The organism is Nitrospirota bacterium, assembly GCA_016214385.1.
GTDB lineage: Bacteria > Nitrospirota > Thermodesulfovibrionia > UBA6902 > JACROP01 > JACROP01.
On record JACROP010000147.1, the window covers coordinates 11873 to 29219 of the forward strand.

Here is a 17347-nt window from a genome sequence, read left to right on the forward strand (position 1 = left end):
TAGGAAGTGTAGGGGCGGGGCTTTAGCCTGTGATGAGAAAACTATGTTCAGTGAATCAGCAATAAAAGAACTCGATGAGATAAGGGCAAGATATCCGACATCGAGGGCAGCGCTCCTTCCAGCCCTTTATGTGGCGCAGAGAGAGTCTGGATGGCTAAGCCCTGATGCCATGGAATATGTTGCACAGGTTTTGAACATGCCAAAGGCAGTGGTCAGGGGCGTTGCATCATTTTATGCCATGTATAAGTGCAGGCCTATGGGCCGTCACCTCATACAACTGTGCACAAATGTATCATGCATGATTCTTGGCGCTGAAAGGCTTGTGGATTTTCTTAAGAATAAATATGGCCTTGAGGAAGGCGGTACAACATCCGATGGGATGTTTTCGCTTGTGATAATGGAATGTATAGGAGGATGCGATGTTGCACCGTCCATGCTTGTGGATAGCGACTATTATGGCAATCTTTCTGAGGAAAGGATAGTAGAGATTTTAGAGAGATACAAATAGCCGCAAAACAGCAAGAAAGGATATTTGCAGGTGGAAAAAGTTTTACTTAAAAATATAGAAAACCCGAACTCCCATGAAATCAATGAGTACGAAAAGATAGGTGGCTACAGGAGTATCAGGAAGGCCCTCGAGATGCAGCCAAAGAAAATAATCGAGGAGGTAAAAAAATCAGGACTGAAGGGCAGGGGTGGCGCAGGTTTTCCAACCGGTATGAAATGGGCATTTGCCTCTGCTGACCCTAAGTTTCCAAAATATCTGCTGTGTAATGCAGATGAAGGAGAGCCCGGAACTTTTAAAGACAGGCCTATCCTTGAGAAAAACCCTCATTTATTAATAGAAGGCATGGTCATATCAGGCTATGCCCTCGGGGCCCAGTACGGTTACATATACCTGAGGGGCGAGTATCCAGATGCAAAGGATATTTTAAACAGGGCAATAAAACAGGCATATAACAAAAATTATCTCGGAGATAATATCCTGGGAAGAGGAATAAAATTTCACCTCGTAGTGCATCAGGGCGCGGGAGCTTATATATGCGGCGAAGAGACTGCGCTTATTGAATCCCTTGAGGGTAAAAGGGGGCAGCCGAGGATCAAGCCGCCATTCCCGGTTAATGTCGGTGCATGGGCCATGCCGACTATAGTTAACAATGTAGAAACTCTTTCAAACATACCTTTTATAATCGAAGTTGGTTCTGATGCTTATTCAAAGATTGGAAGCCCTGAATGTCCAGGGCCAAAGATTTATTGCATAAGCGGCCATGTTGAAAGGCCTGGAGTTTATGAACTCCCAATGGGAACAAGGCTGAGGGATTTGATTTATACCCATGCCGGCGGTATTAAAGGAGGCAGGAAGCTTAAAGCAGTCATTCCTGGAGGTATCTCTACTCCTGTGCTTCCGCCTGATGCCATTGATTGTGCAATGGACTTTGTGGCCATGTCAAAGGCAGGAAGCATGCTTGGCTCAGGAGCGGTTATTGTGATGGATGAATCAGTATGTATGGTAAAGGTCTGCTACAGGGCATTGAAATTTTTCGAGCATGAGTCCTGCGGAAAATGCACACCATGCCGCGATGGTACAGGATGGCTGAGAAAAATTCTCGGCAGGATCGAGCAAGGTGAAGGAGTAGATGGAGACATAGAGCTCCTCCTCGATGTCTCAAACAACATACTCGGTAAGACCTTTTGCCCGCTCGGAGATGGTGCTGCATCAGTAGTTATAAGCATGGTCAAACATTTCAGGAGCGAGTTTGAGGAGCACATTAAAAATGCGAAATGCAAAATTCAAAATTAAAAATTACGGAATGAACTCATCACAGTAAGTATGAGGTATCTAAAAAGTGTTATAAACACCTTCATCCTCTGTCATTCCTGCGAAGGCAGGAATCCAGTCGTTTGCCTTAATTTCCCTGGATTCCCGCTTGCGCGGGAATGACGTCGAAAGGGTTAATTCCTGATCATGATTACAGTAACCATCAACGGCAAAGATATTAAATTAGAAAAGCCTGTGACAGTTTTTCAGGCAGCAAGGCAGGCAGGCATCAAGATTCCCGCGCTCTGCTATCACGAGGAACTTGAGCAATGGGGTGGCTGCAGGCTCTGCCTTGTTGAGATCGAAAAAATGCCTAAGCTCCAGGCTGCCTGTACTGCAATGGTGGCCGATGGCATGGTGGTGAGGACTGAGTCAGAGATAATCTCAAAAGTTCGCAGGGGCATACTTGAGTTTATTCTCATCAATCACCCGCTTGACTGCCCTTACTGCGATAAGGCAGGTGAGTGCGAGCTTCAGGATCTCGTCCATCAATATGGAGCCACAGCAGGCCGCTATACAGAGCCAAAGATGAAGATCAGGCAGAGTTTTGATGACCCTATTCTTTCAAGGAATATGGAAAGATGCATTGTCTGCACAAGATGCGTAAGGATGTGTGATGGAGTGCAGGGTGCATCAGCCATATATGTCATAAGCAGGGGGAATCACTCAGTGGTTGAGCCATTTTCAGGTGGCCGCTATGATTGTGAATACTGCGGTAACTGCCTTACAGTGTGCCCTGTTGGAGCAATACTCAGCAGGCTTTATCTTCATAGCTACAGGCCATGGCAGATAGACAGGGAAGTGGAAACCATCTGTGGATATTGCGGGGTAGGTTGCACGCTCACCATACAGGTAAGGAGTGAGTCTATAAACAGGATTATCCCTAAATTTGATGGCAGAGGTGTTAATAGAGGGCTTCTATGCTCGAGGGGACGTTTTGGTTATGAATTTGTCGATAGCCCTGACAGACTCACAAAGCCGCTGATAAGAATAGAGACAAGAGACAAGAGACAAGAGACAAGTAAATATAATAACTCGTCTCTGGAAAAGTCACTCGTCACTCGTCACTCGTCACTCTTCAGGGAGGTCTCATGGGATGAGGCTATTGGTTTTGTTGCAAAGAGACTTAAGGAAATAAAGGATAATTATAGTGGTGATGCCATCGGTGGCATTGCCTCAGCGAGATGTACAAATGAAGACAATTATGTGTTCCAGAAATTTATGAGGGCAGTGCTCAGTACGAATAATATAGATTCTACAGCGAGGCTTGGTTATGCAGGGGCCCAGAGATTTCTTGAGGATGTCTTAGGGCAGGGCATTACTTCTAATATTATACCAGGGCTTAAAAACTCAGATACTATTTTTGTCCTCGGAGGAGACCCCACTGCAGTAAATCCAATCCTTGGACTGCAAATCAGGGCTGCAGCAAAAAATGGTTCAAAGGTGATAATAATAGGTTCTGCCAGAGGTCTTGAGAAATGTAAGAGCCTTACAATAATTCCACCCTTATACCAGGAGGCTGATGTTCTTGAAAGGCTTCTCAAGGAAATTGTTGAGGTAAAAGGCCTGAGGGGAGAAAAGCAGGCCATTGAAAACTGGATAAAGACCATTACTCCGAACTCCGAACTTCCCGGCCTCGCTCCGCGAAGCGGTGCGGGCCAGACTCCGAACTTAGCAGACATAAAGGAAATGCTTCTTAAAGGGCAGTCTATTGCTATCGTCCTTGGCCGGGAGGTTGTCCAGCGTTCTGATGGCCATAGGACCCTTGCGGCAGTGGCAGGCCTTACCTATATCCTTGAGGCAAGGCTCTACCTCCTTTCAGAGAGGCCGAATGAACAGGGACTCATGGATGCTGGTTGTCTGCCTGATATGCTCCCCGGCTTCAGGCATGTGGGCATTGGAAATTTCAGGAGAAGATTCGATGAGGCATGGGGCGTATCTATCCCTGAGAGGGAAGGAATGAGCCTTATGGAGATGATAGAGGCTGTTGATAGGGGTTCCCTCAAGGCACTCTATGTGATGGGAGAAAACCCTGTGTTTAATTTGCCCAACAGTGCCTTTGTAGAGAATGCCCTTAAAAAACTTGATTTCCTTGTTGTGCAGGACATTTTTTTAACCGAGACTGCAAAACTTGCAGATGTAGTATTCCCGACGCTTAGCTGGTCTGAAAAAGATGGCACTTATACAAACCTTGAAAGAAGGATACAGCGCCTCAGGAGGGCAGTGATGCGGGATGGAATGGAAGACTGGAAGATAATCTCAGAGATATCTAAAAGACTCAAACATCCAATGTTATATGCCTCTGCTGAGGATGTGTTTAATGAGATTTCAGAACTTTCACCTTTATATTACGGACTTACTTATAAGGAAATTGACTCAGGTAAGGCTATCTGGCCTTACAGAGGAGAACCTCTCAGGGGTGAGGTAAGGGAAGTTGCCACAGTAAAAGGGCCTGGACGTTTATTTAGCGGGAAGCTGTATCTAAGCATTGAGAAACCACTCTTTCACTCAGGGACCCTTAGCAGGAGGGCCGGAATACTGAGGCAGATATACCCTGATTCACTTTTAAAGATAGCTCCTGAAGAGGCGGCGAGACTGGGCCTTTCAAGCGGTCAGAAGGTCAGAGTGAGCACAAAACTGTCTTCGATGGAGATGGTGATTGATATTGACCCTGCTTTGCCCGAGGGCATTGTTACTGTGAGTAATAACTTTGAAGGGCTCGGTGCATACAGGCTGCTTGGTTATGTGCTTGACCCTGTTACAAGGGTTCCTGGCATTGAAGGCTGGCAAGTGAGTATTGAGAAAATTTAAAGAGGCATAAAGATGATAGACGGGATAACAGGTTTAACAATAAAGGTAATCCTCATGCTCATAAAAATAGCTATTGTCTTTGCCTTTGCCATGTTTAATGCGCTCTACCTTAGTTATGTTGAGCGTAAGGTAATAGGGCATATGCAGGTAAGGCTTGGCCCTATGAGGGTTGGTCCGCACGGGATTCTTCAGCCCATTGCAGACGGGATAAAGCTTTTCTTCAAGGAGGATGTTATCCCGGCTAATGCTGATAAACCGGTCTTTTACATCGCGCCAGTTATATCTCTGACAGCAGCCCTCGCTGCCTTTGCAGTAATCCCCTTCTGGGATAGTTTTTTTATTGCGAATATTAATATCGGGATTCTTTATATACTTGCCCTGTCTTCTGTTGGAGCTTATGGCATTATTGTAGCTGGTTGGGCATCAAACTCAAAATACTCTTTTCTCGGTGGACTCAGGTCATCGGCCCAGGTGATAAGCTATGAGATTGCAATGGGATTGAGCCTTGTAGGAATAATGCTACTTTCAGGCTCTGCTAATCTCGTTGATATTGTAAATGCTCAGCAAAAGTACCCTCTGGGGATGTTTATATTTGTCCAGCCTGTTGCCTTCTTTGTATTCCTTATGGCTGCAGTTGCAGAGACCAACAGGGCGCCTTTTGATTTGCCTGAGGCAGAGAGCGAGCTTGTTGCAGGCTACTTCGTGGAGTATAGCGGTATGCGCTTTGGACTGTTTTATGCTGCTGAGTATGCAGGAATGCTCCTGATGTCCTCTCTTGTGGTGATATGCTTCCTCGGAGGCTGGAACGGGCCATTCCTGCCCCCTGTGCTCTGGTTCTTAATAAAGGTCTATGCGCTTATATTCTTTTATCTCTGGATAAGGGCAACGCTTCCAAGATACAGGTATGACCAGTTGATGGGCCTGGGGTGGAAACTCTTCATACCATTGGCATTAGCCAATATAGTGATAACAGGGTTAGCAAAGGTGTTGATATAATTTCAAAATTTAAAATGAAAAATGAAAAATTTAAAATGACAGTCAAGGAACTCGTTAAGAAGGTCTTTTTCACAGAGATCATCAATGGCCTTGCCCTTACCTTAAGCCGTCTCTTCTCCCGTGCTGTTACAAGGCAGTACCCAAAGGAAAAACGTCCTCCTTTTCCTGGGTTCAGGGCGCTCCATGCCCTGGTGAGGGACCCTCAGACCGGCAAAGAAAAATGTATAGGTTGCTGTCTGTGTGCTGCATACTGCCCGTCACAGTGTATCTATATCTATACAAGCGAGGGAGAGGATCACAAAAAAGTTGTTGACCGTTATGAGATAGAGGTATTGAGATGTGTATACTGCGCCTTTTGTGTTGAGGCATGCCCTGTTGGGGCCATAGCCCTCACAGAGCATTATGAGTATTCTGATTACAACAGAGATGCATTTTATTATACAAAAGACAAGCTCCTGTCAAACTGGGATAAATACATGGCCGGCCAGAAAGGAGAAAGATACTTTAAGCGCTTCTGGCGGCCCATAAGTGGAGATATTGAATCCAGAGGAGGGAAAAAATAAATGCTCCCCCAGGTTGTATTCGGATACTTTGCAGTGGCTATTGTGGGAATGTCACTGCTTGTTGTAACGAGGAGAAATCCCGTGCACAGCGTGTTGTGGATGTTGCTGTTATTTTTCCATATAGCGGCCCTTTATCTGTTTCTGAATGCAGAGTTTCTTGCTGCCATACAGATTATTATATATGCAGGAGCTATTTTAGTCCTGTATCTGTTTGTTATCATGCTCCTCAACCTGAAAGAAGAGGAGAGGGCCCGCCGTTTTGTAAACCTCTGGCCTTTAGGTTTTTTAGTTGCGCTTGCCCTGCTCCTTGTCCTGGGCATTTCTGCAAAGGCTTTAATCAAGGGGCCTTCAGGGATTTACACGATAGATGCAGTAAAAAAGACAGGACATATCAACCTTATAGGACAGGTCTTATACACAGAATATTTGTTCCCATTTGAGGTAGCATCTGTTGTTTTGCTTGTGGCTATTATAGGAGCGGTAGTGCTTGCGAAGAAAAAGTTAAGACCGTAATGAGTGGGAGTTGAGCAAAGTGTTACAAAGAAAAATCAAAATGCAAAAATCAAAATGCAAAATTATCGAAGATTCGCTGAGGCGAAAGGAATTCATTTATTTTGAATTCCAGCGGAGCTGGTAGAGTGGTTTCATTAAATAGCTATATAATTTTGAGCATGGTGGTGTTCACTATCGGGATTTTTGGCTTTCTTACAAGGAAGAACGTAATAATAATGTTTATGTCCATAGAACTCATGCTTAATGCGGTAAACATAAACCTTGTGGCCTTCAGCCATTATCTCAATGATGTGAGGGGACAGATACTCGTGTTTTTTATTATTGTAGTGGCTGCTGCAGAGGCCGCAGTTGGCCTTGCCATAATAATCGCACTTTTCAGAAATAAGGCTACTACGCATGTTGATGAGATAAATATAATGAAATGGTAGTTACTGATGATTACACAGATTATAAGAAAAGACCAAAGAAAGTTGTCATTTCGACCAAAGGGAGAAATCTTATTCCGAGTGTTTAAGATTCCTCACTTCGTTCGGAATGACAGCTGAAAGGGAACATGGAAAATTATTTATTGATACCATTTTTACCGCTTGCAGCATTCGTTATAAATATCCTCTTTGGAAGGAAGTACATAAAGGATAGGGCCCATTGGGTCTCGTGCCTTGCAGTGATTGGTTCATTTGTTGTATCGGTTATAACCCTTTCTGATGCCATATCAGGAAAAACTATAAACGAAGACCTTTACACCTGGATAGTCTCTGATAAGTTCAAGGTCTCTGTCGGTTTCCTCATTGACCAGCTCACAGCAGTAATGCTTATAGTTGTTACAGGTGTGGGTTCTCTCATACACATCTACTCGATAGGTTACATGCACGGCGACAGGGGCTATTACAGGTTCTTCGCATATCTGAGCCTCTTTACCTTCTCCATGCTCATGCTCGTTATGGCAAATAACTTCCTTCTGCTCTATTTTGGCTGGGAGGCAGTTGGGCTATGCTCTTATTTCTTAATAGGCTACTGGTTTGAGAAGAAATCAGCCTCTGATGCAGGAAAAAAGGCCTTTATAACATGCAGGTTTGGCGATTTTGGTTTTGGCCTTGGAGTTATTTTGATATTCCTCTTCTTCGGGACACTTCATTATGCGCCTGTATTCGGCGGAGTAAATGATTTTGTAGGTCAGAAGGTAAATTTCCTCGGACTTGAGGCCGATCTAATTACATTGATAGCCCTGCTCTTATTCTGCGGTGCAGTAGGAAAATCAGCCCAGATACCGCTCCATGTATGGCTGCCAGATGCAATGGAAGGCCCGACGCCTGTGAGCGCTCTCATACATGCTGCAACAATGGTCACAGCAGGTGTATTCATGGTTGCGAGGTGCAGCCCTATATTCAACCTCTCAGAGGTTGCAATGTCTACAGTAGCCATTACTGGGGCAGTTACATCCCTCTTTGCAGCAACAATCGCCATTGTCCAGAATGATATAAAGAGGATAATCGCATACTCCACGATAAGTCACCTCGGAATGATGTTCGCTGCCTGTGGTGTTGGCGCATATGCTGCAGGGGTTTTTCACCTCTACACCCATGCATTCTTCAAGGCACTTCTCTTCCTCTGTGCTGGCAGTGTCATCCATGCCATCCACCATAATGATATCCAGAGAATGGGTGGTTTCAAAAAATACCTGCCGATTACCTATATTACAATGTTTATCGCTGCATTAAGCGCTGGAGGTGTTCCGGGTTTTTCAGGGTTCTTCAGCAAGGATGAGATAGTATGGTCTGCCTATGCCTCTGGTACTGGTGTAGGAAAGTTTGTATGGGTCGTTGTGACTGCTGTTGCATTTTTTACACCTTTTTACTCATTCAGGCTGATATTCCTTACATTCCATGGAAAATTCCGTGGAACCCGTGAGGAAGAACATCACCTTCACGAGTCTCCAGGGGTTATGACAATACCGCTTATGTTACTGGCAGTGGGTGCTGTTGTTGCAGGGTGGGTCGGGATTCCCCCTCTACTCGGAGGAGGTGCACAATTTGCTGAGTTCTTAAAGCCTGTGCTTGGGTATCCTGAGGCCCATGGCACACATGCCGAAGAATGGGCGATAATGGGCCTTTCGACAGTTATAGCGATTTCCGGGATCGTGATTGCTGCAATATGGTATCTCTTAAAGACAGAAATACCCGTAAGGCTTGCAGAGGGGTTTAGCAACATCTACAGGACACTTTATAACAAATACTATGTGGACGAATTTTATAGTTTCATTATTGTGAGGCCTACATTCTGGATTGCGAATAATGTCCTTGAGGGCTTCACGGATGCAAAGATAATAGAAGGGGTAGTGAATGGAGTCCCTAAATCAATAGGTGTGTTCAGTGAGAAATTGAGGAAGATACAGACCGGGTTTGTGCATCATTATGCAATCATAATGGCTGCCGGGGTCTTCCTGATAATAGCAGTGATGTTATTGTTGTAAGAGAAAATTAAAAATTATGGAACAGGTAATAATGAATAATTTAGCTTATCCAATCCTCAGCACCATCGTATTTATGCCTGTTTTCGGTGTCCTGTTGCTTCTCCTTATCAATAGAGACAAGGAGTCACTTATAAAATGGACCGCCCTGATAGTGACTGTGATAACATTCATCCTTTCAATCCCCCTGTTTACAAACTTCGATAAGACGACACATAAGATGCAGTTTGTCGAAAGATATAATTGGATTCCTGCATGGAATATAAAATATTATTTAGGTGTTGATGGGATAAGCGTCCTCCTTGTCCTCCTTACCACACTATCTGCAATCCTCTGCGTTCTCATATCATGGCATTCTATAAAGATAAAGGTAAAAGAGTTCTATATAGCCATTCTATTGACAGAAGGCGCAATTGCAGGCGTCTTCTGCTCCCTTGATTTCTTCCTCTTCTATATATTCTGGGAGGCAATGCTCGTACCCATGTTTTTAATTATAGGGGTCTGGGGAGGACCGAACAGGATTTATGCAACAATAAAATTCATCCTTTATACGCTCGTTGGTAGCGTGCTGATGCTTGTCGGGATAATATTCCTTTATTTCTATGCAGGCAAGACATTCGATATCCTTGAACTGGCGACAAAGACATACCCTTATAAAGTACAGTTCTGGCTCTTCTGGGCATTTTTTGCTGCCTTTGCAGTAAAGGTTCCGATGTTTCCTGTCCATACCTGGCTTCCAGATGCACATACAGAGGCACCCACTGCTGGCAGCGTCATCCTTGCGGCTATACTCATAAAGATGGGTGCATACGGTTTTCTCAGGTTCTCTATACCGTTATTCCCTGAGGCTTCAAAGGCAATGACTCCTGCAATGTTAACCCTTTCTGTTATAGCTATAATATATGGCGCTGTCATATGCCTTGCCCAGAAAGACCTGAAGAGGCTGATCGCATATAGCTCTGTAAGCCACATGGGTTTTGTAACACTCGGGATTTTTGCCCTCAACAGTCAGGGGATGGAAGGCGGAATCTTACAGATGATAAACCACGGGATTGTAACAGGCGCGCTATTCTTGAGCGTTGGAATAATCTATGACAGGACACATTCGAGGCAGATTAGTGACCATGGCGGTCTCGCAACACCAATGCCGATATATGCTGCATTTTTTATGGTCTTTACACTTGCTGCAATAGGACTTCCAGGGACGAATGGATTCATAGGTGAATTCCTCATAATCCTCGGTGGCTTTACTGCGAATAAATGGGCAGGTGTACTTGCTGCAACAGGAATAATTATAGGCGCTGGCTATATGCTCTGGCTTTATCAGAGGCTTTTCTTTATGAGCGTGCACGAAAAGGTTATAGGTATTTCGGATATGGACATAAGGGAAATCTCAACCCTCCTGCCGCTTGTCATCCTTGTATTCTGGATAGGGGTTTATCCGAATGCATTTCTCAGCTTTACGCATGCCTCTGTGCAGCATTTAATTGAGAGGGTAAACACGGCCCAGGAGGGCGTGTCCCTGGCAAAACTCTTCTGGAGGTAATGAATGCAGATTCCTTTTCCTTTGCCTGATATCAACCCTGCAATGCCAGAAATCGTATTGTGTGGCCTTGCCCTTTTTGTACTGATGGCTGACCTCATATTAAAAAAGAAAGAAACAGTTGCCCTGATGAGCATTATCAGTCTCGGAATTACTTTTTATATCACTCTCACAACCAGGGCTGGCCTGACCTTTTCAGATATGTTTATCTCAGACGGTTTTTCTACTTTCTTCAAGCTGATTTTTTACATCAATGCCTTTTTATCAATCCTTATATCTGTGAAATATATAAAGATAGAAGGGACAAACTTAGGCGAATATTACAGCCTTATACTATTTTCAACACTCGGCATGATGATTATGGCCTCAGGGACAGACCTGATAGTTATATATCTCGGCCTTGAGCTGATGGCCATTTCCACCTATGTCCTTGCAGGGTTTATAAGGCACGAGATAAGATCAAATGAGGCAGCCCTTAAGTATTTTCTGCTCGGCGCCTTTTCCTCGGCCTTTCTGCTTTACGGCATATCAATGATTTATGGAACCACAGGCACAACCAATGTAAAAGAAATAGCCACGTATATTACCCTCAAAGGGCTTTCTGGCAATACAGTGCTTCTCTTATCGATGATTCTTTTTACCGTGGCTTTTGGTTTCAAGATCGCTGCTGTGCCATTTCATATGTGGGCGCCTGACGTATATGAAGGTGCACCTACCTCGATTACAGCCTTTATGTCAGTAGGGCCGAAGGCCGCAGGCTTTGCTGCAATGGCAAGGGTCTTTATGGAGGCCCTCGGCCCTATAAAGGTTGATTGGGTTTCTGTGCTCATCCCGATTTCTATTCTTACAATGGCTGTCGGCAATATCATTGCCCTGTCTCAGACAAATATCAAGAGGATGCTTGCATATTCTTCCATTGCCCATGCAGGGTATATGCTCCTCGGCCTTATTGCAGGCGATGCCGAGGGGCTGTCAGCGCTGATGAGCTATGTGATGATTTACGCCTTTATGAATACAGGTGCCTTTGCTGTTGTAATAATGCTGAGGAGGGAAGGCTTTAAAGGAGAGAACATAGAGGACTTTCTCGGCCTTGCAAAGTCGCACCCGCTTGCCTCGGCATTGATGCTCATATTTATGTTCTCCCTTACAGGGCTACCTCCGACCGCAGGTTTTATCGGCAAATTCTATTTATTCCTGAGCGCAGTAAATGCAGGTTATACATGGCTTGTTGTGATAGCTGTCATATTCAGCGCTATTTCTGCTTACTTTTACCTGAGGGTCGTGATGTATATGTACATGAAGGAGCCAAAAGAAGAAGTGGCCCTTACAGTATCAGGCTCAATGAGCCTTGCACTTGCAATTACAGCCATCATGACCATTATCCTCGGGGTTTTCCCTTCTATTCTCCTGAACCTGGCAAAGGCCTCAATTCTGATTTGAATCTCTGCGTTGTTTTCTATGTTATAATTTATTTAAATCCATTCAGGTTTCGATAAGCAGGGCTGGCTTGTGAGGATGCTTTGAATTTAAGGGCGCAGTGGAGTCTTGCCAGAAAAAATCTGGAATCAACAGATGTCGGGTTTTTTCTCCTGCGAGTTACGGTCTTCCTTGGAGGACTCGGGTGGCTTGTCTTTTCATCATTGCCTCCACAGGAGTTTTCAGCCGTTCTCAACATTTACATATATTATTTCTTCTATAATTTTTTTATCTATGTCCTGATTTTTTTAAAGCCACAGAAAATAAGAAGGATATATTTTCTCGGCCTTGTGTTTGACCTTCTCTTTGTATTTCTGCTTGTAAAAAATACAGGCGGGTTTGAGAGCAATTTTTATCTCGGATTTTACCTTCTGACTGCACTCAATACTTTTTACTACGGACTTGCCTGTGGAATCGGATTGGCTGCTGTCTCATCGCTGGTCTATCTCGCAGGCGGGAGTTTTGACTTTGAGGCCATTCAGTGGACCGATTATGCCCTCAGGGTCTCCTTTTTATTCCTCATTGCAGTGCCTCTCGGTTTTCTGTCAGAAAAGCTTCGCGCGGACAAAACGAAAATAGAGTCGCTCCACTGCGAACTCGAGAAGTCAATATTCGACCTCAGCAAGACGCAGCAGAGGCTGGTTGAGTCTGAAAAACTCTCTGCCCTTGGAAGATTGACTGCAGATGTTGCCCATGAGATCAGAAATCCTCTGACCGGCGTAGGGGGATTTGCACGGCGTCTCTATAAAATAGCATCCGATGGGACAAAGGAAAAGGAATATGCTGAACTGATAGTTTCAGAGGTTGACAAGCTCGAGAAGACCTTAAAGGATGTGCTGATATTTTCACGGGATGCAAGGTTTTATCTGGAACTCGCACACCTCGATGATGTGGTCGATAGCTCTCTGAAGGAGTTCAGTGCTATTTTTGAGGAACAGAACATCGAAGTCAAAAAAGACTACAGGGCTGCACAGTGTAAAGCCCTGCTGGACAGGGACCAGGTCAAGCAGGCATTGTACAATTTCATCATTAATGCCCTTGATGCCATGTCAGGAAAAGGGACACTTATTGTACGGACCTACATTGAATTTTTAAATGATATCGATTATATTGCCGTTGATATCTGCGATAACGGGAAAGGGATACCCGCTGAGAATATTAAATTGATTTTTGAGCCCTTTTATTCAACAAAGGCAATTGGTGTTGGCACAGGACTTGGCCTATCTATCTGCAAAAAAATAATGGACGAACACAGCGGGATGATTAAGGTCAGAAGCAAACTAAACGAGGGCAGCACCTTTACTCTTTATTTTCCGCTCCAGAGGGAGGAGGACAGGGGAAAAATCAAGTGCTGGCAATACAGGGGATGTGGCATTGAAAATGACAGGGAAAGGACATGTAGCGCCTACCCTAACTTTGGGCGGGTGTGCTGGGCTGTGGCTGGAACCTTTTCAGAAGGAAAGGTGCAGGGCATATACGCTCAGAAGATCAAGGACTGCAGACAATGCCCATTTTATCAAGAGGTAGCTGTCCGCAAGTCTGTTTAAAAATATAGGATTGAGTATTACTTGACTAATCCACATTATTTTTATAAACTTTTTTTATGACTCCCGCCCTGGAAAAAAGGAATGCAAGCAGGGTAATCAAGAGGCTGGAGGTTAGATTCCAGACTGAGGTAGAGCATATTGGAATAACAAGCGATTTGTCAAAGACAGGCATGTTTATCAGAACCAACAGGGCAGTTGTCCCAGGTAGTGTGATCAAGATAAAATTACACCTGCCAGATGCAGAAGAAGTTTCTCTCTTTGGAAAGGTCGTGAGGGCAATGAAGTCGATGTCTGGCCTTTTCAGGACATCAAAAAGCGGTATGGGGATTCATTTAATCGACCCTCCTCAGAGTTATACAAGTTTTGTTCACTCTATTTCTAATTAACCCCTATAATAGAGTTGGCCACAGGGGACACAGAGGGTAAAATAATATATTTTATCCGCTCCCAGCATTCGATTCTACCCTTGAAAATACGCAGGGATTATTATATTCTATTTTATAATCATGCCGAAGTGGTGGAACCTGGTAGACACGCACGTTTGAGGGGCGTGTGGGGTAACCCGTGCGGGTTCGATTCCCGCCTTCGGCACCATTTAACACGTCAGGTGCAGTGCTGCTATGGTTGGCCTTTTTTGTGATAGTTCGTTATAAAGCTCAACTGCTTTTGCTGTCTTCTCGGTGTGGACTTCGATACCCTTTGATTTGAGGAATTCAAGAGTCTCCTTCGGGACCTCCATTACTCCGTGATAACCTGTCCCGATTATCAAGACAGATGGTTTTGCATCCATCACATCGGTCAGGTCAACAACCTGAAGGAAATGCCCTTGTTTCCTCCACCACGAAGGATCAACCCTGTTGGGATAGATTATCACATCAGATGTATACTCTCTGCCCTCGATAACTATCCTTCCAAAGGAATAATGCTCTATCTTCATTTCAATATTTTCCTTCTATTTTTCTTTCATGGCAAAGGGCTAATTCTGATTCTTCCAGGAGTTATAACGGCTACTTTGTTTTTAAGTCGTTCAAATTTTATATTTTTTATTGACTCCTTGAAAATACTTTTGATCTGTGATGCCTTAAAGTTCGCAGGAACTCGAACTAATATTACTCCGAATGGTGATGGTTTTAAACCAATGATAGGATAATCAAGGTCTCTTGTTACAATGATTCTTTTTTCTTCGGCAGCCTTTGCCCAGAGTACTGTATCTGGAGAGCCTCTTAGGTTTGATGCTGCTACATCAAGGACATCATGTTTTAAAGATAAAAGATGTTCAACAATTCCTAAAGGCAGGTTTTCATCTACGAGAAACTGCAATCAAGTGTTCCTCTGAGAGTGTTTCTGCTGCATAGGATAGGGCTGCCCTTACATCTTCAGCTTTAAGCCTGTATTCTTTGCACACCTCTTCAATTGTCATGCCACCTGCCAATCCACCAACAATAACTTCAACAGGAACCCGTGTACCTTTAATCACAGGCTTTCCACCCATAATATCAGGATTCAGCTCTATCCTCTTTTTCCAGTCTGTTTTCATGCTCTAAGTCTAACACAAATAAACACTCTTTTCATTATCTTTGATGGATCATTTTCCTTATAATATCCTTTATAATATCCTTTCCTCAAATACGACTTTTTCCGATAGAGGACTTCCACAATCTGAACAATGAGTAGTGCCTTCTAAGAACTCCGCTGGCTTTCCAGTTCTTTTCCAATGGGGACACTCAGGATTTGGGCAAAAGGGCATGAGTTACTGCACCTTTACCTTTTTCTGCTGCTCGAACATCCCAATGATCTCTTTTACTGTATTTGCATCCTCAGGCTTCTTGTCTTCCCTCAAAAAACCGACGGCCCTCGGAAATCTTAGGGCATATCCAATGCCCTCCCTGTCTTTCCCTGCAGTGTGGCCAGGAGAGCGGGTTATCTCATCGGCCATTACTGTGATTACATAGCGAGGCTCAACCCAGACATCAGCCTCCATTACAGAATCAACCCTCGGATGTTTATGTGAAAGGGAGATCCTATCGAGAATATTTTTAAGCTCTACGACTTCGTCCTCTGTAAACCCTGAACCTATCTTGCTTACTGTTTTGAATGTGTCTGTTTTTCCGTCATATACAGCGCCGAGAAGTGCCCCGAGCCCGAACCTTGCCCTTGCGCCTTTTCCCCGGAAATATCCGACAATGCAAACATCAATAGTATCTGCAAGCTCGCCCCTGTAACTCCTCTTTAATTTTATCCAGTTAAAGTTTCTGGCCCCTGCTGAATAAGGCGCATCAAGCCTTTTTGCCACTATCCCTTCAAGCCCCCTGGCAACTGTACCTTCAAAATATTCGAGGATTTTCCTGGGATCGGCTGTGATTAAAATCTCCGATGGTTCTATTACAGCGCCTTTCTTTATAAGCCTTTCAAGCTGGGTCCTCCTTTCTATAAATGGCCTCTCTGTGTAGTCAACACCGTCTGCATAAAGGAGGTCAAAGGCAAAAAACTTGAGCGGGTATTCTTTAGAAAGCTCTTCTATACCGTGTTTTCTCTTTCTCTGAATTGTAATCTGAAAGGGGAACAACTCTCCTGTTGCATCGTTGTATGCAAGTGCCTCGCCTTCGAAAATAGCCTTTTTTGCGAGGAAGTGTGTCTTTGCTGCCTCGCTGATCTCAGGAAACATAGGGGTCGTCCGCTCAAGATTGCGGGAGAAGAGGTCTACCCTATTTCCGTCTTTATGCACCTGCACGCGGAAGCCGTCATATTTGCCTTCGACTGCAGCCCTTCCTATTTTTGTGATTATTTCCTCTGATGATGGAAGTCTTTCGCAGAGTGCCATCCTGATTGGATAGCCTACCTGCACATGAAACTTTCTAATGCCTCCAAGCCCTTTTTCAAGCAGGGTCTTTGCAACAAGTCCCAGATCTGAGCAGAGATTATATGCCCTCTCAAGCTCTGGCCTTATGGCCCTGTCTCCCCTTGAGAGGGCAAGGGCTTCAAGCACAGTAGGGTCTCCAATGCCAAGCCTCAACCTGCCTATTACAAACCTTGCAATATATTTTGCCTCCTTTGATGAGACGCCTTTTAACAGGTTGCTTAAAAACCCTATTTTTTTTTCAACACTCCCTGCACCTGCTGTCTGTGCGATATCAATGAGTTCTTCATATACCTGTTCGACTTTCAGACCCTGGCCCTTTTCCCTGATTAGCTCTTCTGCTGCTGTGCCGAGGTCCCCTGTTTTTTTAAAGATGTCCTCCACTTTCTTTGTCGGCGTATTTGTAGCATCAGACAGTGCCCTTATTAAGAGTTTTTCTGACATACCTATCTCAAGGCCGTGAAAAGGCGGTAGGAGCTGCCCCTGGCTGAGGTAAATAATCCTGTCGATGTCTTTGGCTGACGCTTCTCTGAAGAGCTCTGCTAAGATGTCGAACATCTCAAGGCGTTTTGTGGTTGCCTCAAGCCGCTCAAAGTATTCTGTGAGTCTGGAAAATCTCATTGAAATATTATAAAGGACTTGATGTAGTCTTTACAATGAGACCCTTCGCAGGGCTCAGGGTTTCGGCACCCATATCTTACCTTTATCAATGATATGTATTATCTCCCATCCCTTTTTATGCATTGCCCTCGCAA

The 17347-nt window shown here is 44.4% G+C and carries 16 protein-coding genes and 1 tRNA gene; 13 read left to right on the plus strand and 4 right to left on the minus strand.

Features of this window, described 5'->3' with window-relative positions; translation table 11 throughout:
- The first annotated feature begins 43 nt into the window (after positions 1-43).
- From nuoE to HZC12_09205, 13 genes are all read left to right on the plus strand, one after another.
- Positions 44-508, plus strand: a complete 465-nt coding sequence (nuoE, locus tag HZC12_09145; GenBank protein MBI5026867.1) for an NADH-quinone oxidoreductase subunit NuoE — start codon at positions 44-46, stop codon at positions 506-508.
- Positions 509-538: 30 nt separating this feature from the next.
- Positions 539-1801, plus strand: coding sequence for an NADH-quinone oxidoreductase subunit NuoF (gene nuoF / locus HZC12_09150; GenBank protein MBI5026868.1), 1263 nt, complete (start codon positions 539-541; stop codon positions 1799-1801).
- Between the two features lie 165 nt (positions 1802-1966).
- Entirely contained in the window at positions 1967-4630 is a 2664-nt protein-coding gene (locus HZC12_09155; GenBank protein MBI5026869.1) for a molybdopterin-dependent oxidoreductase, read from the plus strand.
- Positions 4631-4642: 12 nt separating this feature from the next.
- On the plus strand, positions 4643-5626 hold the full coding sequence (gene nuoH / locus HZC12_09160) for an NADH-quinone oxidoreductase subunit NuoH (GenBank protein MBI5026870.1): 984 nt from the start codon (positions 4643-4645) through the stop codon (positions 5624-5626).
- Between the two features lie 35 nt (positions 5627-5661).
- On the plus strand, positions 5662-6189 hold the full coding sequence (gene nuoI / locus HZC12_09165) for an NADH-quinone oxidoreductase subunit NuoI (protein ID MBI5026871.1): 528 nt from the start codon (positions 5662-5664) through the stop codon (positions 6187-6189).
- Entirely contained in the window at positions 6190-6702 is a 513-nt protein-coding gene (locus HZC12_09170; GenBank protein MBI5026872.1) for an NADH-quinone oxidoreductase subunit J, read from the plus strand.
- Between the two features lie 125 nt (positions 6703-6827).
- Positions 6828-7130: an NADH-quinone oxidoreductase subunit NuoK gene (nuoK, locus tag HZC12_09175; protein ID MBI5026873.1), complete on the plus strand. Its 303-nt coding sequence runs from the start codon at positions 6828-6830 to the stop codon at positions 7128-7130.
- A 125-nt stretch (positions 7131-7255) separates the two neighbouring features.
- A complete protein-coding gene (gene nuoL / locus HZC12_09180; protein ID MBI5026874.1) occupies positions 7256-9172 on the plus strand; it encodes an NADH-quinone oxidoreductase subunit L in 1917 nt (638 codons plus the stop codon).
- Between the two features lie 16 nt (positions 9173-9188).
- Complete coding sequence (locus HZC12_09185) at positions 9189-10715, plus strand: NADH-quinone oxidoreductase subunit M (GenBank protein ID MBI5026875.1); 1527 nt, start codon at positions 9189-9191, stop codon at positions 10713-10715.
- Positions 10716-10718: 3 nt separating this feature from the next.
- Positions 10719-12152: an NADH-quinone oxidoreductase subunit N gene (locus HZC12_09190; protein MBI5026876.1), complete on the plus strand. Its 1434-nt coding sequence runs from the start codon at positions 10719-10721 to the stop codon at positions 12150-12152.
- 80 nt (positions 12153-12232) lie between these two features.
- Positions 12233-13735, plus strand: a complete 1503-nt coding sequence (locus HZC12_09195; GenBank protein MBI5026877.1) for a sensor histidine kinase — start codon at positions 12233-12235, stop codon at positions 13733-13735.
- A gap of 56 nt (positions 13736-13791) precedes the next feature.
- Positions 13792-14121, plus strand: coding sequence for a PilZ domain-containing protein (locus HZC12_09200; GenBank protein ID MBI5026878.1), 330 nt, complete (start codon positions 13792-13794; stop codon positions 14119-14121).
- A gap of 122 nt (positions 14122-14243) precedes the next feature.
- Positions 14244-14329, plus strand: a tRNA-Leu gene (locus tag HZC12_09205).
- 1 nt (position 14330) lies between these two features.
- Here the strand turns inward: HZC12_09205 and HZC12_09210 are convergent.
- The 4 genes from HZC12_09210 to HZC12_09225 form a co-directional block, all read right to left on the minus strand.
- Positions 14331-14672, minus strand: a complete 342-nt coding sequence (locus HZC12_09210; GenBank protein ID MBI5026879.1) for an Mth938-like domain-containing protein — start codon at positions 14670-14672, stop codon at positions 14331-14333.
- Positions 14673-14698: 26 nt separating this feature from the next.
- Positions 14699-15055, minus strand: a complete 357-nt coding sequence (locus HZC12_09215; protein MBI5026880.1) for a DUF5615 family PIN-like protein — start codon at positions 15053-15055, stop codon at positions 14699-14701.
- Positions 15036-15272: a DUF433 domain-containing protein gene (locus HZC12_09220; protein ID MBI5026881.1), complete on the minus strand. Its 237-nt coding sequence runs from the start codon at positions 15270-15272 to the stop codon at positions 15036-15038. Before HZC12_09220 ends, HZC12_09215 begins: the two co-directional genes overlap by 20 nt.
- A gap of 213 nt (positions 15273-15485) precedes the next feature.
- Positions 15486-17213: an ATP-dependent DNA ligase gene (locus HZC12_09225; protein MBI5026882.1), complete on the minus strand. Its 1728-nt coding sequence runs from the start codon at positions 17211-17213 to the stop codon at positions 15486-15488.
- Positions 17214-17347: the final 134 nt, after the last annotated feature.